Source organism: Rothia mucilaginosa (assembly GCF_049990865.1).
GTDB lineage: Bacteria > Actinomycetota > Actinomycetes > Actinomycetales > Micrococcaceae > Rothia > Rothia mucilaginosa_I.
Genome location: NZ_CP188231.1, coordinates 1,445,034 through 1,466,283 on the forward strand (window position 1 = coordinate 1,445,034; position 21,250 = coordinate 1,466,283).

Sequence of the window (21,250 nt, forward strand, 5' to 3'; positions counted from 1 at the left end):
AGTGATAACTATGGAGTGGTGATTGTTAGGCGATAACTAGTGGATAGCTATTCTCTAGTTAGGTCAGAGCGTCGGGTGCACCGGGTAGTCCCGGAACCCCATCCCCTGCGCTCTCTCTTCGCCAGATGCTCCCTAGATTCGCCAGAGGCTTTCCAGAGCATCCGGGGTAGATCATGCGAAGAGAGAAGCAGAGGATTCGAATACATTCGAACACTCATTCACTCTCCTCTCCCGAAAGACTCCGGGTCGAATCTTCGAATATTTTTCGAACATTCGCCCGTAAATCCTGAATTTCAGGAGAGATTCAAGAGTATATACGAACTCTTGTTCTAAAGTCTAGCAGAGATGTACTAAAAATTTCTTCGAGTTTCGAAGAAAAAATCTAGAATATTTGTTTGAGTTTTTCGGTGTAGTGTTCTACACTGGTGTCAAGAGACGTTCCACACGCTCCTGATGAGTCCTACTCACAGCAGGTTTCTGTACCCGTTACAGCTTGGTTCTGTATCGAGTGCAGGTGCCGCTGACTGAGTTTTATAGGGCGGAGGCGCATATTCGTTGCCTGCGTATCGCTCCGGTATCGCTCCGGCACGGATAGAATTCCTCCACCCCCTGACGAGATAAGACCCATTTCGGCAGAACCCAAAAAATTTTTAGGACACCATCAGAAAATGTGTGAAGCACCCATCCGTGCCCGACCGGAATACAAAGGCCGGAGTACAGAAATCAGGGCACAGACCGAAGGAAAAGAAATGGCAACAGCACCCCGTCCGGCGCTGACCGCGCGCCAGCAGAAGATTCTTGACGCGATCCGCACCGAGATTGAACAAAAGGGTTACCCGCCGTCCATGCGCCAGATTGGTGACATGGTGGGTCTTGCGTCCCTGTCCTCGGTCACTCACCAGCTCGGTCGCCTCGAGACCATGGGCTACATTCGCCGCGACCCCAAGCTTCCCCGCGCCATTGAGGTGCTGGATGAGAACGGCGTCGGCATGCACGGTAGTTCCTCCTCGTCCCTGCCCGAGCTGCCGAACTTTGAAGTCGGCGATGAAGACCTCGTACCCGTTCCCCTGGTTGGACGAATTGCAGCGGGCGGTCCCATTACCGCCGAGCAGTCCGTGGAGGATGTGCTCGCTCTGCCCCGCCAGCTGGTCGGTAGCGGCAAGCTCTTCATGCTCAAGGTCAAGGGCGATTCCATGATTGACGCCGCAATCTGCGACGGCGATTGGGTGGTTGTCCGCGAGCAGCACACCGCTGACAACGGCGATATTGTTGCTGCGCTGCTCGACGATGAAGCAACCGTGAAGGTGTTCCGTCAGGTCGACGGCCACACCTGGCTCATGCCGCGCAACTCCAACTACGAGCCGATTATGGGCGACCGCGCAACCGTCATGGGTAAGGTCGTCTCCGTGCTGCGTAGTCTTTAGAAGATGCAGTCTCTAGAAAACGGTAGTCCCTAGAAGACGCGGGCTCTGAACAGCGCAGCTTCTTAAAGAAGCTGCTCTAAACAACACAGCTTCTAAAAAGACATAACCGTTAGGGCTTTGAGCTCTACATAGAATCACCCCGGTGATACGTGAAAGTTCACGTATCACCGGGGTGATTCTATATGTCCATATTTATATGTCCAAAGCGGGGCGGCGCAGCCAGGAACGAATCCCGCCCGAGCTAACGCTCAATGCTCGCTGAAAGACGAGCCAGCGCACCAATCACGGCTGCCTTATTCTGCGTCGACCACATCGGCGGCATCGCCTTCATCAAGAAACCGCCGTAACGTTTAGTCGCCACACGAGAATCCAGCACAGCCACCACGCCGCGGTCAGACACCGAACGGATCAGGCGACCCGCGCCCTGCGCCATACGAATCGCCGCGTGGTGAGCAGAAACTGCCATAAAGCCGTTACCGCGGTGACGGTTCACCGCCTCCGTGCGGGCCTGCGCAATCGGGTCATCCGGGCGCGGGAACGGGATGCGGTCCATCACCACTAGGCGGCACGAGTCACCGGGAACATCCACGCCCTGCCATAGGCTCATCGTTCCGAACAGGCATGAGTCAACGTCCTCGCTGAACTCCTCCACCAGAGCCTTGAGCGAAGACTCACCCTGCAGAAGAATGTTCAGGTCGCTATGCTCGCGCATGTACTCGGCGGCACGCTCGGCGGCACGTTTCGAGGAGAACAGGCCCAGGGCGCCGCCCTCCGAGGCCTCGCACAGTTCACGCAGACGCTCCAGCTGCCCCTCGTGCACGCCAAATCCCGGAGGTTTCAAATCCCCGGCAACGTACATGATGCCCTGTTTGCGGTAGTCGAACGGCGAACCCACGTCGATGCTCGTCCAGCGCGGCGCGCCCTCGCCCTGCAGTCCCAGGGCACCGGCGGCAACGTCAAAAGAGTCGCCCACCGTCAGGGTCGCGCTCGTCAAAATCACGGTGCGGTCAGCGAACAGGCCATCACGCAGCTGCAGGCCAACGCTCAACGGAGCGATGTTCAGGGTCGCCGGGTCGGTATCGGAAGCAGCCACGTAGCGGCCGTTCTCCCAACCGCCCTGACGAGAAATCCACAGCACGTCCTGCTCGCCCGAAGCCTCCAAAATACGGCTACTCATATCGTGCACCTCAGAGACACGCGAGCGCGCCATCTGCAGGCCGGCATCAACGTCCTGACCGTCCGGTTTGGTATCGGACAGGGCGGTGCGGGCGGCATCATTGACCGCAGAAATAGCGGTCAAAAGGCGGCCGTCCAGGCCCTTCAGCAGGCCCTCGGCAAGACCCTCGAAAGCGGTCTCCAGGGTGCCGGCGGCCATTTCCAGTGCGCCGGAATCAGCCTTCGAATGCTTCTTCACGCTACGTGCCGCACGGCGAACCATCGCAACCGTCAAAGAACCAGACACGGCACCGGTCACGCGGTCCACCAGCTCATGAGCCTCATCAATAATGACCGTCTCATGTTCGGGCAGAACCTTCATGCCTTCAAAAGCGTTAATCGCCAGCAGGGCGTGGTTCGTGATGACAATGTCAGCCTCAGCGGCACGGCTACGCGCCATCTCGCTAAAGCACTCTTCCACCAGCGGGCAGCGGCGGCCCAGACACTCGGCGGCGCTGACCGACACCTGAGCCCAGGCGCGGTCAGAGACGCCGGGCTTCAACTCGTCGCGGTCGCCGGTCTCCGTGCGGTCCGCCCACTCGCGCAGGCGCACCACTTCCTCACCCACGCGGGAGGTCGAAGAGGGCATGTCAAAGAGAGCATCCGGTTCGTCTTCCGGGTAGCCGCCTTCCAGCTTGTGCAGGCAGAGGTAGTTATTGCGGCCCTTGAGCAGAGCCACCTGCGCCTGCGATTCCGGGCGCGGCTCCAGCGCTTGTAGAAGACGCGGAATATCGCGGTTCACGATCTGCGCCTGCAGGGCGAGGGTCGCCGTCGCAACCACAATCGGCTGGTCCGACTCCCCCACCCGCGCCAGGGCAGGAACCAGGTAGCCCAGGGACTTACCGGTACCGGTACCAGCCTGGACCAGCAGGTGACGCTGCAGTTCAAGAGCCTGCGCCACATGCGCCACCATGGTGCGCTGACCGGCACGGTTCTGACCGCCGGTGGCGGCAACCGCCTCGTCCAGCAGGGTCAGGGCATCCTTTGCACCGGGCAGGGTTTCAAGCTCCTGCCCGGTGAATCGGGTGCCGTCGGTTGCCGATCCGGGTAGGGTTCCCGGGGCGTTTTTGGGCGCGTTGATGCTCTCGGTCACGCTCATACGCTCCTAGAGAGCCTCGGAGGTAGAGGCCTGTTCGGAAACAGAAGCGGTCGCTTCAGCCAGGGCGTGTGCCTCCGCAAGTTCCTCTTCCAGGACCTCCAGCAGGTCGCCCTCCAGCACATACTCGGACAGTTCGGAGGCGACATCCTCACGAACCAGAGCCACCACGAACGTGCCGTCCGATACGAAATCGGTGCTCTTAATTTCGGCGTCCCATTCGTGCAGGCGCGAAATAATCTCACCGTGCGAGTACGGAATCAGAAGCTTCACCTCAATGGAGGGGCGCGGAATGGTGTCCGCAATCTTCTGCTTCAGCTCCTCAATACCCTCACCGGTACGCGCCGAAACGATCACGTGCTCCGGCTCGCGCTGGCGCATACGCTCCAGTACGAACGGGTCGGCGGCATCCGCCTTATTCAGCACAATAATCTCGGGGATATGGCGGGCTTCAACCTCCGCAATGACCTCGCGGACAGCACGAATCTGCCCCTCCGGGTCCGGGTGCGAAGCATCCACCACGTGCAGGATAACGTCAGCGTCAGCGACCTCTTCCAGGGTGGAGCGGAACGCCTCCACCAGCTGGGTCGGCAGCGAACGCACGAAACCCACCGTGTCAGAGAGGGTGTAGCCGATACCGTCCGGGGTCTGCGCCTTACGGACGGTCGGGTCCAGGGTCGCAAACAGGGCGTTCTCCACAAGCACGCCGGCATCGGTCAGGCGGTTCAACAGGGAGGACTTACCCGCGTTCGTGTACCCGGCAATAGCCACCGAAGGCACACGGTTACGGCGACGATTCAGGCGCTTCGTCTCACGCGCCGGCGCCATCGCAGCGATTTCACGCTTAAGCTTTGCCATGCGAGCGCGCAGGCGGCGGCGGTCCATCTCAATCTTGGTTTCACCGGGACCACGCGAACCGATACCCTCACCGGCTGCGGCACGGCCACCCGCCTGACGGGACAGGGATGCACCCCAACCACGCAGACGCGGCAGCATGTACTCCAGCTGAGCCAGCTCAACCTGTGCCTTACCCTCGCGAGACTTGGCGTGCTGAGCGAAAATGTCGAGAATCAGGGCGGTGCGGTCAATGACCTTGACCTTCACAATGTCTTCGAGGGCACGACGCTGAGAGGGAGCCAGTTCGGAGTCGACGATGACGGTGTCGGCGCCGGTCGCCTCCACAATGTCCTTGAGTTCCAGCGCCTTACCGGAGCCGAGGAAGGTGCCGGGGTCCGGCTTGAGGCGGCGCTGAACCAGGCCGTCCAGAACCTCGGAACCTGCAGTTTCAGCCAGTGCCGCGAGCTCACGCAGAGAGTTCTCGGCGTCCTCTACGGTACCTTCAGTCCACAGGCCAGCCAGCACCACGCGCTCCAGGCGCAGCTGGCGGTACTCGACCTCGGTGACGTCTTCAAGTTCGGTGGAGAGGTTCGCGATACGGCGCAGTGCGCGGCGCTCAGCGAGATCTTCCTGGTCACCGTCATATTCGGAATGCTCGCGCTGAACGTCAGAAATTTCGCGCGCGCGAGTGTCCAGCACGCGACGGCTAGTGTGGTTGCCGTGGGCGCTGGAAGAGTTATCACTGTGATGCGCGGTACCGGCGGCATCATAAGTAGTGACGGAGGCGGCGGCCTGGGAACGGCCCAGAACGCGGTCTACGGTGCGGCGCAGCTGCTCATCACTGGGCAGCTTTTCGGTATCAGATACGGGGGTGTTCTTAGAATTCATACGACTCTAATTCTACCGCCGTTGCCCGCATCAGGTAGGGGGTTCGGTCGCCTGTGCGCTCAGGGCGTGCAAGCTACTGCCCCACCCCGCACATACTCTGCCCGTGTGCGGTCGGTTCTTGCCCTACCGGTACACTGGATAGCATGAGCGAGCAGCATTATTTCTCTGAAACCCCCGAGACCGAATTCAAGCCCCGCCCCGTGCAGGTGGAGCTTGCCGGCCGCAAGGTAACCGTCACCACAGCTAACGGCATTTTCAGCCCCTCCGGCATTGATAAGGGCACCGCTATTTTGCTGCAGGAAGCACCCGACCCGCAGGGTACACACATGCTCGACATCGGCTGCGGTTGGGGCCCCATCACCCTGACTTTGGCGATGCTCGCACCACAGGCGCAGGTGCACGCGGTGGACGTGAACTCCCGCTCCATTAGCCTGACCGAACGCAACGCCGCCGCTCTCGGCCTGTCCAACGTCACCGTGGGAACCCCCGAATCGGTTGACCCCGAACTGCGTTTTGACACCATCTGGTCAAACCCGCCGATTCGCGTGGGCAAGGAGGTTCTGCACGAGATCCTGCTGACCTGGTTGCCGCGCCTGGCGCCCGGCGGTGACGCCTACCTGGTGGTTCAGAAGAACCTGGGCTCCGATTCTTTGCAGAAGTGGATGGACGCACAACTTGGACAGCTGCACCCCGGCGAGTTTGAGGTTTCGCGCTATGCGACCTCGAAGGGCTTCCGTATTCTGCAGGTGCACCGCTACGAGGACTAAAACCTCTGGAGCTCATTGCTCTGGTGCTAAATGCTAAAAATATAAAAGCGGCGGGTGTTTTCTGAACGTATTGTCGGAAAACACCCGCCGCTTTTGTCTATAAAATCTCTGTTCTAAGACTGCTCTATCGCTGCAGACTATCGCAGCACGACGGTCGCAACCATCTGCGCCGGACCAGCCAGAACAACATGCTCCAGGTCATCCGGACCCAGCACGAAAGTCACCGCGAGGGTACCGCCGGGCACATGCACCAGCCACTCATCCGGTGCTTCCTCGCCGCCCCAGAAACGAGTCGCCGCAGCCGCCGCACACGCGCCGGTACCGCAGGACAGGGTCTCACCCACGCCGCGTTCGTGCACGCGCATACGGATAGCGCCCACATGCGCGCCGCTCTCAACGTCCAGGTCGACCGGCACCACAAACTCAACGTTCGTGCCGTTGACCGGGGCGGGGTTCACCTGAGGCAGGCTGTGCAAGTCCAGGCCGTCCAGCTTACCGTCGGAGCCGAGCATCACCACGGTGTGCGGGTTACCCATCGAAATGGACAGGCCAGCGCGCGGAGTCTTCAGGCCGCGAGCAGACACCAGGCAGTCCTCGCCACCCTCGCGGGCAGCGTCACCGTGAATGAAGCTCCACGGACCCATATCAATCGCGTAGCCCTCTTCGGTGCGCGCCACAGTCTTCACGCCGGCACGGGTACCAATCTTGACGGTCTCGCCCACCTCAAGCTCAATCAGGCCCTCAGTGCGCAGGTACTCCACGAACGCGCGCACACCGTTGCCGCACATTTCAGCGATAGAGCCATCACCGTTGCGGTAGTCCATGAACCAGACAGCGTCCGGGTGCTCCTCAATCAGCTTCTGACCCGCGCGGGAGGCGGTGCTACGGGCAGCACGAATGAAGCCGTCCGCACCAATGCCGAAGTGGCGGTCGCAGGCGCGGGCTACCAGCTCGGGGGTGAGGGCAATTTCTGCGTTCTCATCCGTCAGAAAGATGAAGTCGTTACCGGTGCCGTGACCCTTGGTGAGGGTCAGGCCTGCCAGCTCGCCCCAGATGGAAGGGTTCTCGCTCATATGCTGTCCTTAAAGTTGGTGACCAGTCCGTCTATGATTTTACCGCGCCGACCGGTTCGAAGGGGTATCTGTTCGGTTGCGGCTCGTTATTGTGGTTTATCGGGTGCTTTCGCGGATGATGGCTTCCGCCTCATCGGCAAGGGTGAGTGAGAGCGCATCCAGCCAGTGCACGCGCGGGTCCGCACGGAACCAGGTCAGCTGCCGGCGCGCAAACTGGCGGGTAGCGATCGTCGTATCCTCAATCGCCTGCTCCACGCTGTAGTCCGCATCCTCAAGGACGCGAGCGAACTGCGCGTAACCAATCGCGCGGGAGGCGGTCTTCCCCTCCTGCAGCCCCTGCGTATTCAGGGTGCGAACCTCATCGAGCAGACCCTGCTCGTGCATCAGCTCCACGCGGCGGTGCAGACGCTCGTGTAGCAGGGCACGATCCATATCCAAACCAAGCTGAATACTCTCGGTCACGTACTCGCGCACCGGCATGAACGCCGAGAACGGACGACCCGTCACCTCGAACACCTCCAGGGCACGAATAATGCGGCGCTCATCCTTCACCCGCGCAGCCGACTCCGGGTCGACCTCCGCCAGGCGGGCGTGCAGAACACCGATGCCCTCGGTACGTGCCTGCTCCTCCAGCCGCTCACGCACCCGCGCATCCGTGCCGGGGAACTCCAACTTATCCAGGGCGGCACGCACATACAGGCCGGAACCACCCACCAGAATCGGGTAGCGGCCACGGGCACGAATCTGCTCAATCAGCTCACGGCTACGCTCCTGAAACTCCGCCACGGACGCCTCATCCCGCACGTCCATAATGTCCAGCAGGTGGTGCGGAACGCCGCGCATCTCCTCCGCGGTGACCTTCGCGGTACCAATATCCATACCCCGGTAAAACTGCATAGAATCAGCGTTAATGCACTCACCGTTCAGGCGCAGAGCCAGCTCAATGGCGAGCGCGCTCTTACCGGTGCCGGTCGGGCCCACAATAGCGATAACGGGCAGAGTTTCGGAGATAGTCATGCGCCCCATTCTACCGGTTCCCTCACCCCCACTTGCGGTGGCGGTGCGAGCCCGAAGAACAGGGCGCATGATTCGTTATAGGTTTTAGGGGCGCAGACCAATGGTCGGCATGCCCAGACCCACCGGCGCACCGGGCACCTGGGTGGTGCCGGTACCGCACGAGTCAGCCTGGGAGCGGTCCCACGCGTCGCCGGCGCGGGTGCGGCGCAGCTGGTACTGCTCGGCGGTCGGGTCAGAAATCAGGTGGAAGGAACCAGCCTCGGTAATGGGCACGGTGACCATGTCGCCGGGGCGGGGAGTCTCGCAACCCTCGGGCACCGAGAAGTGCACGAGGCGCTGGTCCGGGCCACGGCCGGAGAGGCGGTGAGTCTGGTCAGCCTTACGGCCCGCCTCCGCAACGACCATCAGCTCAACGGTCTTACCGAGCTGCTTGCGGTTCTCTTCACCGGCGATACGGTCCTGCAGGGCAATCAGACGCTCGTAGCGTTCCTGCACGACCTCCTTCGGAATCTGGTTCTCCATGGTCGCCGCGGGGGTGCCGGGGCGGATCGAGTACTGGAAGGTGAACGCGGAGGAGAAACGAGCCTGCTCCACAACCTTCAGGGTGTCCTGGAAGTCCTCTTCAGTCTCACCGGGGAAGCCCACAATGATATCGGTGGTAATCACGGCGTTCGGGATGCGCTCGCGCACCTTGTCCAGAATGTTCAGGAACTTCTTGGAACGGTAGGAACGGCGCATATCCTTGAGCACCTTGTCGGAGCCGGACTGCAGCGGCATGTGCAGCACGGGCATGACGTTCGGGGTCTCCGCCATTGCGTCAATCACGTCGTCGGTGAACATTGCCGGGTGCGGGGAGGTGAAGCGTACACGCTCCAGGCCCTCAATCTCACCGCAGGCACGCAACAGCTTGGAGAACGCCTGGCGATCGCCGAACTCCACACCATAGGAGTTCACATTCTGACCGAGCAGGGTCACCTCAATAGCGCCGTCATCGACCAGCGCCTGAACCTCGGCAAGGATGTCGCCGGGGCGGCGGTCCTTCTCCTTACCGCGCAGGGACGGCACGATGCAGAAGGTGCAGGTGTTGTTACAGCCCACGGAGATAGACACCCAGCCGGAGTACACGTGATCGCGCTTCGTGGGCAGGGTGGAGGGGAAAACTTCGAGGGATTCGAGCAGTTCTGCCTGCGCCTCGTGGTTGTGGCGGGCACGCTCCAGTAGCGCCGGCAGGGAGCCAATGTTGTGGGTACCGAACACGACGTCAACCCAGGGTGCCTTCTTGATAATGGCGTCCTGGTCTTTCTGCGCCAGGCAGCCACCCACAGCAATCTGCATGCCCTTGTGGCTGCGCTTGACCGGTGCAAGCTGGCCGAGGTGACCGTACAGGCGGTTGGACGCGTTTTCACGGACCGCGCAGGTGTTGAAAACAACCAGGTCGGGCTGGGTGCCTTCCTCAGCGCGAACGTAGCCGTTAGCCTCCAGCAGGCCGGACATTCGTTCGGAGTCGTGCACGTTCATCTGGCAGCCGAAAGTGCGCACTTCGTAGGTGCGGGGGCTGGTTTCGGGGGTCTGGGCGGAATCGCTGAGGGTCGAAGTCATGCCCTATAGGGTATCCGATGGGGGATAATGGCTCTATGCAGGTTTCCCTTAGTAGTAACTTTCCGGCTCTGTCACCGAACGATTCTTCCGCTCCCGCCCCTGACGGGGAGCATTTGAGCGCCCTCATTGAGGAGGCGATTGCCGCCTACTCCCCCGTGCCGCCTCAGGCGAGCGCTGATTCTGCCTCGATGCGCCAGAATCTGATGCAGATGCTCAGCTGGGCGCATTCTTTGGAGCAGGTGGCTGCCCGCGCGGTTGAGCGCGTGCAGATTCTGGGCACCGGCATGCGTTCGGTTGTGGTGCGTGTGGCGTATGAGCCTACAGCCGAGCCTGCGGAGTCTTTGCCGACCTCGATTATTGTGAAGCGTTACCGCCGTAAGGATTCGACGGTGAACGCGGGCGGTTTCGGGTACCTGCGTGAGCGTTACGGTTTGGAGGCGCTGAACCTGCAGGTTCCGGGCCTGTTCCCGCAGCTCTACGGCGCGGATCCTGAGCTGCGTGTGCTGGCTCTGGAGGATGTGAGCGCCGGAACCGTAGAAGGTGAACAGTATTCGGTCGCCCACGCCCTGCTGGAGGGCACCGACCAGCAGGCACTGGACGCGCTGAACTACTACATTGAGGCGTACCGCTGCCTTGCCGCCAGCGGCATTATGGGTGAGGCGGTGGAGGATTACCGCCTGAACCTGGCGCGTGCCGATCGCAAGGCGCAGTTCCCGGGCGCTATTGCCTCGCCGGGGTTGGCCGAGCGCGGTTTGAAGAAGCTGTACGGTGTGGCTGATGAGGCGCGTTCCCCCGAGCACGATGCTGATAACCCGGCGTCCAGCTCTGCCGCGCATGAGGACGCCCCCGTTCTTCCCGCCGCTGTTGAGGAGCTGTCCTTCCGTTTCCGCCGCGTTCTGCAGCCCTTCTTCACCAAGCGCCCGCCGGTACCCGAGCAGTTCAAGCTCAACCGCGGCAAGGTCTATATGCTCTCTTCGGGCGATTTTTCGCCGCAGAACGTGCTGATCGGTTCGGCAAACGGTGCGCAGGTGCGCATGGTCGATGCGGAGGGCACTTGCCTGCACCACCGCGGCTTCCCCTTCGTTGAGGCGATGTTGGGATTCCCCTCCTCGCCGGAGTACCCGCGCTACCGGGTGGACCGTAAGAAGGCGTTGCCAGCGCTGTACTCTGCGCTGTTCGAGGACGCCCCGCTGGATGAGCACCTGGCGGAGGACTTGGCGGTGTGCACGGCGGTGACCGTGTGCGCTCTACTGGAGCTGTACTCCTCTTCGGCACGTGCCGATTTGTTGCCTCGTATCCGCCGTGAGGGTGCCCAGCTGATGCGCCTGCTGCTGGAGATCGCAGGTTCTCAGGATGCAACCCTCGCCGAGTTCGCGGACCGCCTGGGAGCGGTCGAGTAAACAGCAACGCCAACGGCAGATACAGCCTTCGACAAGGCGTTTTATAAAGATTAAAAACATAAGGGTGAGCCCGCTACAGAGTGTGTCTGTAGCGGGCTCACCCCTTTAGCTTATTGACGGAAGCTCTTTGGCGGAGCGTACCTGCTCGCCCTCTATCGGGGCCGCGAACTACCAGAACACTGAGCTACCAGAGCTCATCCTCCGCACCGTAGGCGGCAAGTTCCTCACGAATCACCGACATCGACACCGAGGAGGAGTACCCGCGGCGAGCCAGCATCCCCAGCAGTCGGCGGGTCACCCTATCCTTTTCGGCGCGGTTGCTGAAGTCCATGCCGGGGCGTAGCTTCTTACGCACCAGCTCGGCGGCATCCTCGCGTTCCTGCTCGTCGGTGCGCTGAGCCAGTGCGTTCTCTGCTTCTTCACCGCGCACCCCGCGTTCAGCGAGTTCACGGCGCAGCGCGGCACGGGAGAGTTTCTTCGTACGGCTCTTCTGCGCCACGAACGTTTGGGCGTATTCGGCGTCGTCAATGAGTTTTGCTGCCTCGAACTTATCGAGTAGCGGCTCAATGAGGTCTGCCTCGAAGCCTTCTGCCTGCAGCTTCTTCCGCAGCTGACCTCGGGTTTTTGCCGAGTACGCCAGCTGGTTGTACACGATGGTTTTAGCGCGCGTATAGGGGTCTGATTCTTCCGCGGCGCGGGCGGCACGCACCTTCTGCTTCCAGGAAGGCATGTTGCCCTCCGGCGGTGAGGAAGCACGTCCCATCCGAGAGGTGCCCGGCTGGGAGCCCCGAGCTCGAGAACCGCCCTTTGGGGAACCATTCGAAGCGGCACGGCGCTTTCCGGTACCGACGTCCTGCGCCTCTTCCTCAGCGATACCGCGGATGAGTGCTTCTTCGGCGGGGGTGAGTTCTTCGTTCAAGCTACTTCCCTCCCTGAATAGCTTGCTCCCCGAGCCGCGGCCCGTGGAACTCTTGCGGGTTTCCTCATCGTCGCTGCGAGCCCCGAAGGCGGGCGCGTAGGGCGAACGGCTCCGCATTTTCTCTTGCTGAACCGCGCTCATGCGACGGAACCCGCGCTTATGGTCGGTGTTCTTGGAAGCACGCGAAGACTTGCGTTTCTTCTGCTTATCCCGCTGAGCTGCTTGCCTTTCGATCTCTTCCTTTTCTTCGGCGGTGAGCCCCGATCCGATGGAGGCGGCACCGGCTCGACTCATACGGCCAGCCGCCATGGGGCGCGGCTCGGCACCGCCGGGGGTAAAGGCACGAACGGGCGCTTCGTCAATGGAGACGGCGGGCAGGTTCGGGTCAACGAGCAGGCTACGGCGCGGCGACTCGCAGTCTTCCCCAGAGCCGGAAAGTACAGCGCCGGAGGGCACAGCTTGCAGGGGCAACTCGGGTACGCGGAACTCCCCCGCGTAATCACCGCCGTTATCGCGAGCGATGCTTTCTTCAACAAAGCCGTGCGCGGCGGGGTGCCAGTCCGGGAACTCCTCAGAGGCTACCGAATCTGCAGCCTTCTCCCGTGCCCACCTCTGAGGTGCATTTTCTGTAGCCGCTGGCTTCTCCGCTATCGCTTCTGTTGCTGCTGCGGGTGCCGCTTCGTCCGAGGGTACCCAATATTCCCCCGCGTACTCTGCTTCAGGGTACAAAGGCTCTGCCGGATACGGAGGTTCATCCTCATAGGGCGGTTCGTCCTCATAAGGAGGCTCGTCAGGGTAGGGGGGCTCCTCCTCATAAAGGGGCTCATCCTCATACGGGGGCTCTTCAACAGCAGGAGGCGCCTCCCAGCTGAGGGTGGGCTCCGCCAGGGGCGCGGGTGCCTCAAAATTGAGCGCCTCGAAGCCGCCTACCTCAACCGGCGGGGCAACAGGCTCAAAAGAAATAGCGGACTCAGAGGAAACATGCCCAAAGGAAACAGGCGCATAGAATACAGAGTCTTGGAAGGCTGAACCTTCCAGAGCTGAGGAACCGAAGTGCGGTTCGGTCGCATCCAGCGCCGCAAAACCGGCGTCGCCATCATGCACACTGTTGTGTTCGTGCTCTTCATGACCGTGCTGTTCCGTCATGTTCAGTTCCTCCTCTCCCCTGTGTTGGATCGCTTGATATGTTGGGCCGCTTGATGAGTTGGGTCCGCCTAATGACCCGTGCGCCGGGCTATACGGCGCTCCCCCATTGTAACGAGGCGTTGTCTCGGCGCTCGCTGGCGTTCCATTTAACGCGCTCTCCGTTAACGACAGATGCCGTGCACCGTGCGGAATGCACAGCACACGGCAATCAGTCGTGGCGTTAGCAAGAAGCTACGTGGGCCGGTTTAGAACTCCTCAGCCAGCTCGTCCAGCGGGTCGTTACCCTCAGACTCAGCAGCTGCCTGCTCGTCAGCTTCTTCCTCAATGATGCCCAGCTTCACCAGAACCTTGTACTGCAGTTCCTCGGTGAGCTCGGGGTTGTCCTTGAGCAGCTTACGAACGTTCTCGCGGCCCTGGCCCAGCTGCTCACCGTCGTAGGTGAACCATGCGCCGGACTTCTTGACGATGTCGTTCTCCACCGCCAGGTCCAGGATGCCGCCCTCAACGGAGATGCCCTCACCGTAGAGGATGTCGAACTCAGCCTGCTTGAAGGGCGGAGCCATCTTGTTCTTCACGATCTTGGCGCGGGTGCGGTTACCAATCGGGTTAGCGCCGTCCTTGAGGGTCTCAATGCGGCGGATATCGATGCGGACCGAAGCGTAGAACTTCAGCGCCTTACCACCGGTGGTGGTTTCGGGAGAGCCGAAGAAGACACCAATCTTCTCTCGCAGCTGGTTGATGAAGATTGCGGTGGTGCCGGTTGCGGAGAGGCGGCCGGTAATCTTACGCAGAGCCTGGCTCATGAGGCGAGCCTGCAGACCCACGTGGGAGTCACCCATGTCGCCTTCAATTTCGGCGCGGGGTACCAGCGCGGCAACGGAGTCGACGACCACGATATCAACGGCGCCGGAACCAACCAGCATGTCCATGATTTCCAGTGCCTGCTCGCCAGTGTCGGGCTGAGAGACCAGCAGCTGGTCGATGTCCACGCCCAGCTTAGCCGCGTAAATCGGGTCCAGCGCGTGCTCGGCGTCGATGAACGCAGCCACGCCGCCTGCCTTCTGAACGTTCGCTACAGCGTGCAGTGCAACGGTGGTCTTACCGGAGGACTCGGGACCGTAAATCTCAATGACGCGGCCGCGGGGCAGACCGCCAATACCCAGAGCGGCATCCAGGGCGATAGCTCCGGTGGAGATAACCTCGGTCTTGGTGATTTCCTTATCACCCAGGCGCATGACCGCACCCTTGCCGTAGTTCTTGTCGATCTGTGCCATCACGGCTTCAAGTGCCTTGGCGCGACCCTCTTCGGGAACGCGAGCTACGCTCTGAGACTTGGTGTTCTTAGCCACGGTAGTACCTCGTTCTTTGTGTTGTCAGCGGTTGACGGGAGTAATGTTTCTTCGGAATCGGTGGGACTCGTAATCGAGACCTTGAAGGTTTTGGCCTACCGGTTCCTTCTGAGACTACTCTAGGGTCACAGCCTGACAGGATAAGGCCATTTTTTAAAATCTGTGGAAAACTTTGAAGATTTTTCCGAAAAATTCCTGATGTGGAAAAGTCTAGCACGAGTCGAACAAAATTACGACCCGGTTTCGAATAAATCGGATAGGGTTTCGGCATATATTTTCGAAAAACCCCGGAATCTTACGCTAATTATTCGAAAATACCGCCCGCACAGGCGCTAGCACTCGAACAGATGCTAGGGAACAAACGCTAGGTCCTGCCCAAACACTAGGCCCCGTCTCCTGCGCTAGAACACGCCAGACTTACCGACTAGCGCAACGGCTCCTTATCGGGACCCAGGCGGCGCTCCTGCGGAATCTCCTGCTCCTCACAGATGGCAAGCCACACATCCTTGGGGTTAACGCCCTGGTCCAGCGCCTCCGCAGCGGTCACATGACCCAGCGAGCCCAGCACCAAGTCACGCGCCAGTACCGGAGCATACCCGGCACCGAACTCATACTCCATGCACGCCCAAAATTCGCTCAGCTTCACAAGCGCTCCTTCCGCTCCACCGCTAGTTTGCTTCATAATTCGTCACATCACCCGAGAATATACCCGGGATAAACCGAGAATAAGCGATGCCGTACACCCCCACCTTACGGGGATGCACGGCATCGCTTCACGTTTTAGTGCGGCATATGCCGCCTCGCGTTACTTCGAGAGAATGTAGTAATCGCTCTTGTACTGCTCAGACATTTCAGCCGGAACAGTATCCGGAATCTGAACGCCCTCGAGAACCGCCATACGATCGGCAACCTCACGCAACATCTGGGACATCGGAATGTCCAGAGCCTGGCAAATCCATGCCAGCAGTTCGGAGGAAGCTTCCTTCTGACCGCGCTCAACTTCGCTCAGATAACCGAGGGAAACACGGGCACGCTGGGAAACCTCGCGCAGGGTGCGGCCCTGACGCTGGCGGACATCGCGAAGAACCTCGCCGATTGCCTGTCGCAGGGGAACAACCTTAGCTTCCTCAACGACCGGGGCGACCTGTCGGGGGGTCTCCTCGATTTCCTTCCACTTAGTAATGCCATTAATCGATACGCGCTGCTTAGCCATGAGCTTCTATATCACTTTCCTGAGTAGGTATTCCCGACCTGCGGGACTGTACATAGTTAAGCCTAACTGATTTTTGGGGCGCGGGCTAGGAGCCTCGCCATTTTCGTTCTCTTCTTACGGCCTGTATCTATTCAAACAGGCGAACCTATGCCTTTATTCCTGCGGAGCTGAAAGAACCCTGTGAATATATTTGAACCGTAAATTTTTCTCAGGTAGGCGCCGCGCAGACGACTACACAGCCGTTCCAGGTGCCACGTAGCCGCTTCAGGCACCGCACAGCACACAGCCCAACCCAGTCCAGTCCAGCCCGACCCGCTACGCCAGCTCGTTCTCCAGAACCCCACCGGCACCGCCACGCACCGCACGCGCCAGCAGAGCAATCGCATCCGCGCTCGCCACCGCACGAATCTGCGCCCGGTCCCCCGAATAGTGGCGTTCAAACACCTCAGAACCACTCGGGGAACACACACCGATATAGACCGTGCCCACCGGCTGGCCGTCCGCAGAATCAGGACCGGCAACGCCCGTGGTCGACACCGCATAATCGGCACCGCACACGCGCGCCGCACCGACCGCCATCTGCACCGCCACCGCAGGATGCACCGCACCCTCACGCGCCAGCAGCTGAGCGTCCACGCCCAACACCTGAGCCTTCACCTCGTAGGCATAGGAAATCACGCCGCCACGGTAATACGCGGATGCGCCCGGCACCGTACAAATCGCGCCGCCCACAGCCCCGCCGGTCAGCGACTCAGCCGTCGCCACCAGCACCGGGCCCTCCTGGGAGGCACGCAACCGCACCGCATCGCGGAGCAGCAACGCCGCCGCCTCCGGGGTGCCGGAGAAAACCTCAGCGGAGGAAAGCGCAGTAGAGGAAAGCTCAGCGGACAGAGCATCTTCACGGATGAGGGGAACCATTATTCTCTCCTTTCAGCGGCGAACCGCCGCCCAAAACATCACGCGGCGCACAACGGGCCGCAGGTACAGCGAAGGGGAGCAGCACACGCCACTCCCCTCGCCTCTACTTACCGCCGCCCTGAGAGGCCTGAGCCTGCAACCAGTTACGACGCAAAATATACGCATCACGCACATACACCAGGCCGGTCCACACGGTAATCGCGGTAACCGCGCCCATCAGAGCCCAACCCGGAATCAGCCAGCCAAGACCCAGCTGACCCAGCGGCAGAAGCATCAGCACCAGCGCCACCGTCTGCAGCACGGTCTTAATCTTGCCGCCCTTACTAGCGGCCATCACACCGTACTTAATGACGAACAGACGCATGATTGTAATGCCCCACTCGCGCAACAGAATCACAATTGTGACCCACCACCACAGCTCACCCAGCGCCGACAGCACAATGAACGCCGCGCCGGTGAGGAACTTATCGGCAATCGGGTCAGCAATCTTACCGAAGCTCGTAATCAGGTTACGCGAGCGCGCCAGGTAGCCGTCCGCCCAGTCCGTGAGCATGGCAAGGATGAAAATAATCCACGCCAGCCAGCGGTGCGTCGGATCAGCGGCGCCAAAAGTACCGCCCGTCACCAGGGCAACAATGAAGAAAGGAACCGCAATAATACGCAGAACCGTCAACACATTCGGCACATTCCAGTTCGAAGGCTTCGCTGTGCTGACCGCACCGGCGGGTGCGGAATTGCGAGCTTCACTCATAACGGCTCCTTACGGGTAGATGGCTTTCGACGGTGAGAGACCGCGTACGCACCGACACCTAAACGTATCGGGGATACGCAAACACCCCGTACCGTCCATTATACGTGTGCCGTAGCAGACATCACAGGGACGATACGGGGTGCATGTCGCGCACTCACTCAGCCGAGTGGACTCAGCCGAATGGATAGGGCGCTGAAGGACTAGCGGCCGGTCAGCTGCCAGGCGTCCTCCGCGCCCTCATCATCGGGCTCGTCGAAATAGTCGGTGACCGGCTCACCCGGGTCCACCGCGTTCGCGTACGGGTCGACAGCCGGAGGCTCCTCACCGCGAATACGCGCCAGGGTCGCCTGCAGGTCATCCGGGCGGATCAGCACCTCACGCGCCTTCGAGCCCTCCGAGGGGCCCACCACGCCCTGCGACTCCAGCAGGTCCATGATGCGGCCAGCCTTCGCGAAGCCCATGCGCAGCTTACGCTGTAGCATCGAGGTCGAACCGAACTGGGTCGTAATCACAATCTCCGCCGCCTGCAGCAGATCATCGAGGTCATCGCCGATTTCCTCATCAATCTGCTTCTTCGCGGCAGACACCATCACGTCCTCACGGTAGATGGTCGGCGCCTGCTTCTTCACGTGCTCAACCACGGCGTGAATCTCAGACTCAGACACCCACGCGCCCTGAACACGCATCGGCTTCGAGGCACCCATCGGCAGGAAGAGCGCGTCACCCTGACCAATCAGCTTCTCAGCGCCGGGCTGATCAAGCACCACGCGAGAGTCAGTGACCGAGGAAGTCGCAAACGCCATACGAGACGGAACGTTCGCCTTAATCAGACCGGTCACCACATCCACCGACGGACGCTGGGTCGCCAGCACCAGGTGAATACCCGCCGCACGCGCCAGCTGCGTAATACGAACAATCGCCTCTTCCACGTCACGCGGAGCGACCATCATCAGGTCGGCGAGCTCGTCAACAATCACCAGCAGGTACGGGTACTCGTGCACCGTACGCTTGCTACCGGGATCAGGCTGAACCTTACCCTCACGCACCGCCTTGTTGAAGTCGTCCACGTGCTTATAGCCGTAATGGGCGAGGTCATCGTAGCGGGCGTCCATCTCACGAACCACCCACTGAAGAGCCTCAGCTGCCTTCTTCGGGTTCGTAATGATGGGCGTAATCAGGTGCGGAATACCCTCGTAGGCGGTGAGCTCCACACGCTTCGGGTCGACCATCACCAGGCGCACCTGGTCGGGGGTTGCGCGCATCAGAATCGAGGTGATCATCGAGTTCACGAACGAAGACTTACCCGCACCGGTCGCACCGGCGACCAGCATATGCGGCATCTTCGCGAGGTTCGCCAGCACGAAGCCGCCCTCAACGTCCTTACCCACACCCATAACCATCGGGTGGTGGTTCGCGTGAGCCTGCGGGGAACGCAGCACATCACCCAGCGCAACGGTCTCACGGTCCGTATTCGGAATCTCAATACCAATCGCAGACTTACCCGGAATCGGGGACAGAATACGAACATCTGGGCTCGCCACAGCGTACGCAATGTTCTTGCTCAGCGCGGTCACACGCTCCACCTTCGTGGCGGGACCCAGCTCAATCTCGTAGCGGGTCACGGTCGGGCCTCGCGAGAAGCCGGTGACCTGCGCATCCACCTTGAACTGCTCCAGCACATTCGTCAGAGCCTCAACCACGTGCTGGTTCACCTCGGAAGATTCCTTGGCGGGAGGGCCGGAAACCAGCATCTCCTCCGAGGGCAGCACATAGGTGCCGCGGGAGGACTGAACAACCTGCTCGCCGCGCGCCCGCTCGGTGGTCGCCACCTGAGTATTGTTCTGCAGCGGGCGGGATGCGCCAGCCTCGGGCGCTCGCGAAGCCGCGGGAGCCGCGTTCTTCGGGTGCGCACCCGGCGAGTGCATGCGGGTCGGAATCGGCGGCTGCGCCGCGGGTGCGGCAGGAGCCTGGGATGCGGAAGCCTGAGCGGTACCCTGCGCAGGGTTAACCGTCTGGTGAGGCTTCGTCTGCGGTGCAGCTTCCTCAGAAGCGCCGAAGCCGTCGTATGCCTCAACATCAAAGAGGGGCTCCTCACCCGGAATACGGTTCACGCGGCCGTTCGCCACGGCGGCGCGCTGCACCTGGTCCAGGCGGGCTGCGGGCGCATCCGACGCCTCAACGTCGAAGAGGTCCGGGCTGCTCGAATACGCACTGTTCTGCGTAAAAGTGCCCTGCGCAGCCGGTGCCTGGTTAAGCCGACCGGGCAGGCGGGACAGGCGGTTCGGCTTAGCCGCCGGGCGCGCCTGCTGAGCGGAGTCCTGTGCCGAATCCTCCGGCTGTACCGGCATCTGCGTAGTCTCCGGGTGAGTCTCATCCACCACGGCGCTCACGAATGCTTCATCACCGGCGTACTCGTCCAGGGAAGAATCGGTCGACTCAGCGGGAGCAAAGCCCAACCAGCCGCGTAGACGAGAGAACAGGCCGCCAGACTTCTGAGCCGTGCGTGCCGGTTTCTCATCCTCGTACAGGTAGCTACGGTCGTGCTCCTCAGCGTTCAAATCCACGGTCTGAGTCGCATCCGAAGGGGTGTCCTTCACGGAGGTTCGAGTCGTGCCGTTGGGCTTCTCACCCAGAGCCAAACCGACCAGGTGCAGGGTACGCGGCACCACCTGACGAATCGGAGTGTTCGTCAGAACCATCAGACCGGCAATACCCAGCAGCAGGTGAATCAGAATCTCAACGAACGCAATACCGCCGCTCACACGCACAATGGGGGTGCCCAGCAGCACGCCAGCCACGCCGCCACCAGCCCAGACGGCGTTAAAACCATCCGCAAAAGTCGGGTGACCCGCATGGCGAGCAAAGAACAGGGAGGTCGCCACCAGCATGATGAAGGAGCCCACCGCCACGCGGTTATTACGTTTAATCAGGTCGGGTCCACGGAAAACGCACCACGCCATGATGAGGCAGAACACCGGAATCAGCAGGGCGCCCTGACCGAAAATACCGCCCAGCATGGTGTGCCAGGCGTCCAGGGGCGCTCGCAACAAACCGAGGGAGGTGTGGGCGCGCCAGTTGTACCACTCCACTCCGGCGCTGATCAGGCCGAACAGCAGGATGGTGAGCGCGCCACCGTCACGGCGGTCTTCGGGCGCAAGGTCGGTGCGCACCGCGCCAATGGAGCGGAAGAGCCCACCGATAGCGTGAGCGATGCTCAGCCAGACGGAGGAGATAGCGCCCGCTATAGGGTTCGCCGCGTTGGCACCGCGCTGGGCACCGCCTCGGGAGGTGGTGCGCTTGCGGGTGGTCTTCTTAGTGTTTGCTTTAGTAGAGGTCGTGTTACGACCCTTCGTGGTCCGTGGAGCCATACCTTTTAGGGTATCAACCTTCCCGTTAATGTACCGATTCTTTCGTTATCAGTGAGCTAAAAAGTGCGCCCCACCGGTGCCTGTGAGGGCATTGATAGGGCGCTAATGAGGGGAACTGCTGAGGCGCTTCTCCCCTGCCGCGTTCGCCTTCGAGCTGCTTCGCTCAGTTTTCGCCCACACGTTCTGCAGATACACGGCAGGCGGGGCCGACACAACGTATCGACCCCGCCTTTTCGCTATGACGGGCAGCTCGCCTCGCGCAGAATGTTA

At 61.1% G+C, this 21,250-nt stretch carries 15 protein-coding genes; 3 read left to right on the forward strand and 12 right to left on the reverse strand.

Features of this window, described 5'->3' with window-relative positions:
* The first annotated feature begins 749 nt into the window (after window positions 1–749).
* Window positions 750–1,424: a transcriptional repressor LexA gene (gene lexA / locus ACP3RB_RS05640; protein WP_070737306.1), complete on the forward strand. Its 675-nt coding sequence runs from the start codon at window positions 750–752 to the stop codon at window positions 1,422–1,424.
* 241 nt (window positions 1,425–1,665) lie between these two features.
* On the opposite strand, the gene ACP3RB_RS05645 is transcribed toward lexA, so the two are convergent.
* Window positions 1,666–3,738, reverse strand: a complete 2,073-nt coding sequence (locus ACP3RB_RS05645; RefSeq protein ID WP_426698759.1) for an ATP-dependent DNA helicase — start codon at window positions 3,736–3,738, stop codon at window positions 1,666–1,668.
* Window positions 3,739–3,744: 6 nt separating this feature from the next.
* Window positions 3,745–5,460 carry a GTPase HflX gene (hflX, locus tag ACP3RB_RS05650; RefSeq protein ID WP_426698760.1) on the reverse strand — a complete coding sequence of 572 codons (1,716 nt, stop codon included), beginning with the start codon at window positions 5,458–5,460 and terminating at the stop codon, window positions 3,745–3,747.
* Between the two features lie 143 nt (window positions 5,461–5,603).
* Here hflX and ACP3RB_RS05655 point away from each other — a divergent pair, with 143 nt between their 5' ends.
* Entirely contained in the window at window positions 5,604–6,227 is a 624-nt protein-coding gene (locus ACP3RB_RS05655) for a class I SAM-dependent methyltransferase (protein WP_426698761.1), read from the forward strand.
* 137 nt (window positions 6,228–6,364) lie between these two features.
* Here the strand turns inward: ACP3RB_RS05655 and dapF are convergent, their stop codons facing one another.
* From dapF to miaB, 3 genes are all read right to left on the reverse strand, one after another.
* A complete protein-coding gene (dapF, locus tag ACP3RB_RS05660; RefSeq protein WP_294631507.1) occupies window positions 6,365–7,300 on the reverse strand; it encodes a diaminopimelate epimerase in 936 nt (311 codons plus the stop codon).
* Between the two features lie 96 nt (window positions 7,301–7,396).
* On the reverse strand, window positions 7,397–8,317 hold the full coding sequence (gene miaA / locus ACP3RB_RS05665) for a tRNA (adenosine(37)-N6)-dimethylallyltransferase MiaA (RefSeq protein ID WP_426698762.1): 921 nt from the start codon (window positions 8,315–8,317) through the stop codon (window positions 7,397–7,399).
* 84 nt (window positions 8,318–8,401) lie between these two features.
* Window positions 8,402–9,916 (reverse strand): tRNA (N6-isopentenyl adenosine(37)-C2)-methylthiotransferase MiaB, encoded by a 1,515-nt coding sequence (gene miaB, locus ACP3RB_RS05670; RefSeq protein WP_426698763.1) that lies wholly within the window; start codon window positions 9,914–9,916, stop codon window positions 8,402–8,404.
* Between the two features lie 35 nt (window positions 9,917–9,951).
* On the opposite strand from miaB, the gene ACP3RB_RS05675 reads away from it, so the two are divergent.
* Window positions 9,952–11,316 (forward strand): hemin ABC transporter substrate-binding protein, encoded by a 1,365-nt coding sequence (locus ACP3RB_RS05675; RefSeq protein ID WP_426698764.1) that lies wholly within the window; start codon window positions 9,952–9,954, stop codon window positions 11,314–11,316.
* Between the two features lie 184 nt (window positions 11,317–11,500).
* Here ACP3RB_RS05675 and ACP3RB_RS05680 read toward each other — a convergent pair whose 3' ends face one another.
* The 7 genes from ACP3RB_RS05680 to ACP3RB_RS05710 form a co-directional block, all read right to left on the reverse strand.
* Window positions 11,501–13,381 (reverse strand): regulatory protein RecX, encoded by a 1,881-nt coding sequence (locus tag ACP3RB_RS05680; protein ID WP_426698765.1) that lies wholly within the window; start codon window positions 13,379–13,381, stop codon window positions 11,501–11,503.
* A 245-nt stretch (window positions 13,382–13,626) separates the two neighbouring features.
* Entirely contained in the window at window positions 13,627–14,730 is a 1,104-nt protein-coding gene (gene recA / locus ACP3RB_RS05685; protein WP_005507111.1) for a recombinase RecA, read from the reverse strand.
* A 424-nt stretch (window positions 14,731–15,154) separates the two neighbouring features.
* Entirely contained in the window at window positions 15,155–15,376 is a 222-nt protein-coding gene (locus tag ACP3RB_RS05690) for a DUF3046 domain-containing protein (protein ID WP_005507110.1), read from the reverse strand.
* 159 nt (window positions 15,377–15,535) lie between these two features.
* Window positions 15,536–15,943 carry a helix-turn-helix domain-containing protein gene (locus ACP3RB_RS05695; protein WP_005507109.1) on the reverse strand — a complete coding sequence of 136 codons (408 nt, stop codon included), beginning with the start codon at window positions 15,941–15,943 and terminating at the stop codon, window positions 15,536–15,538.
* A 315-nt stretch (window positions 15,944–16,258) separates the two neighbouring features.
* Complete coding sequence (locus ACP3RB_RS05700; protein WP_426699567.1) at window positions 16,259–16,864, reverse strand: CinA family protein; 606 nt, start codon at window positions 16,862–16,864, stop codon at window positions 16,259–16,261.
* A gap of 100 nt (window positions 16,865–16,964) precedes the next feature.
* The gene (gene pgsA, locus ACP3RB_RS05705) at window positions 16,965–17,612 is read right to left on the reverse strand and encodes a CDP-diacylglycerol--glycerol-3-phosphate 3-phosphatidyltransferase (protein ID WP_426698766.1); all 648 of its coding nucleotides are present in this window, start codon (window positions 17,610–17,612) and stop codon (window positions 16,965–16,967) included.
* 200 nt (window positions 17,613–17,812) lie between these two features.
* On the reverse strand, window positions 17,813–20,980 hold the full coding sequence (locus tag ACP3RB_RS05710; RefSeq protein ID WP_426698767.1) for a DNA translocase FtsK 4TM domain-containing protein: 3,168 nt from the start codon (window positions 20,978–20,980) through the stop codon (window positions 17,813–17,815).
* Window positions 20,981–21,250 lie beyond the last annotated feature (270 nt).

What these genes read in the sequence shown, in the direction of transcription:
- lexA (WP_070737306.1), top strand. Translation starts at nt 750, where the DNA reads ATGGCAACAGCACCCCGTCCGGCGCTGACCGCGCGCCAGCAGAAGATT.
- ACP3RB_RS05645 (WP_426698759.1), bottom strand. Translation starts at nt 3,738, where the DNA reads ATGAGCGTGACCGAGAGCATCAACGCGCCCAAAAACGCCCCGGGAACC.
- hflX (WP_426698760.1), bottom strand. Translation starts at nt 5,460, where the DNA reads ATGAATTCTAAGAACACCCCCGTATCTGATACCGAAAAGCTGCCCAGT.
- ACP3RB_RS05655 (WP_426698761.1), top strand. Translation starts at nt 5,604, where the DNA reads ATGAGCGAGCAGCATTATTTCTCTGAAACCCCCGAGACCGAATTCAAG.
- dapF (WP_294631507.1), bottom strand. Translation starts at nt 7,300, where the DNA reads ATGAGCGAGAACCCTTCCATCTGGGGCGAGCTGGCAGGCCTGACCCTC.
- miaA (WP_426698762.1), bottom strand. Translation starts at nt 8,317, where the DNA reads ATGACTATCTCCGAAACTCTGCCCGTTATCGCTATTGTGGGCCCGACC.
- miaB (WP_426698763.1), bottom strand. Translation starts at nt 9,916, where the DNA reads ATGACTTCGACCCTCAGCGATTCCGCCCAGACCCCCGAAACCAGCCCC.
- ACP3RB_RS05675 (WP_426698764.1), top strand. Translation starts at nt 9,952, where the DNA reads ATGCAGGTTTCCCTTAGTAGTAACTTTCCGGCTCTGTCACCGAACGAT.
- ACP3RB_RS05680 (WP_426698765.1), bottom strand. Translation starts at nt 13,381, where the DNA reads ATGACGGAACAGCACGGTCATGAAGAGCACGAACACAACAGTGTGCAT.
- ACP3RB_RS05695 (WP_005507109.1), bottom strand. Translation starts at nt 15,943, where the DNA reads ATGGCTAAGCAGCGCGTATCGATTAATGGCATTACTAAGTGGAAGGAA.
- pgsA (WP_426698766.1), bottom strand. Translation starts at nt 17,612, where the DNA reads ATGAGTGAAGCTCGCAATTCCGCACCCGCCGGTGCGGTCAGCACAGCG.
- ACP3RB_RS05710 (WP_426698767.1), bottom strand. Translation starts at nt 20,980, where the DNA reads ATGGCTCCACGGACCACGAAGGGTCGTAACACGACCTCTACTAAAGCA.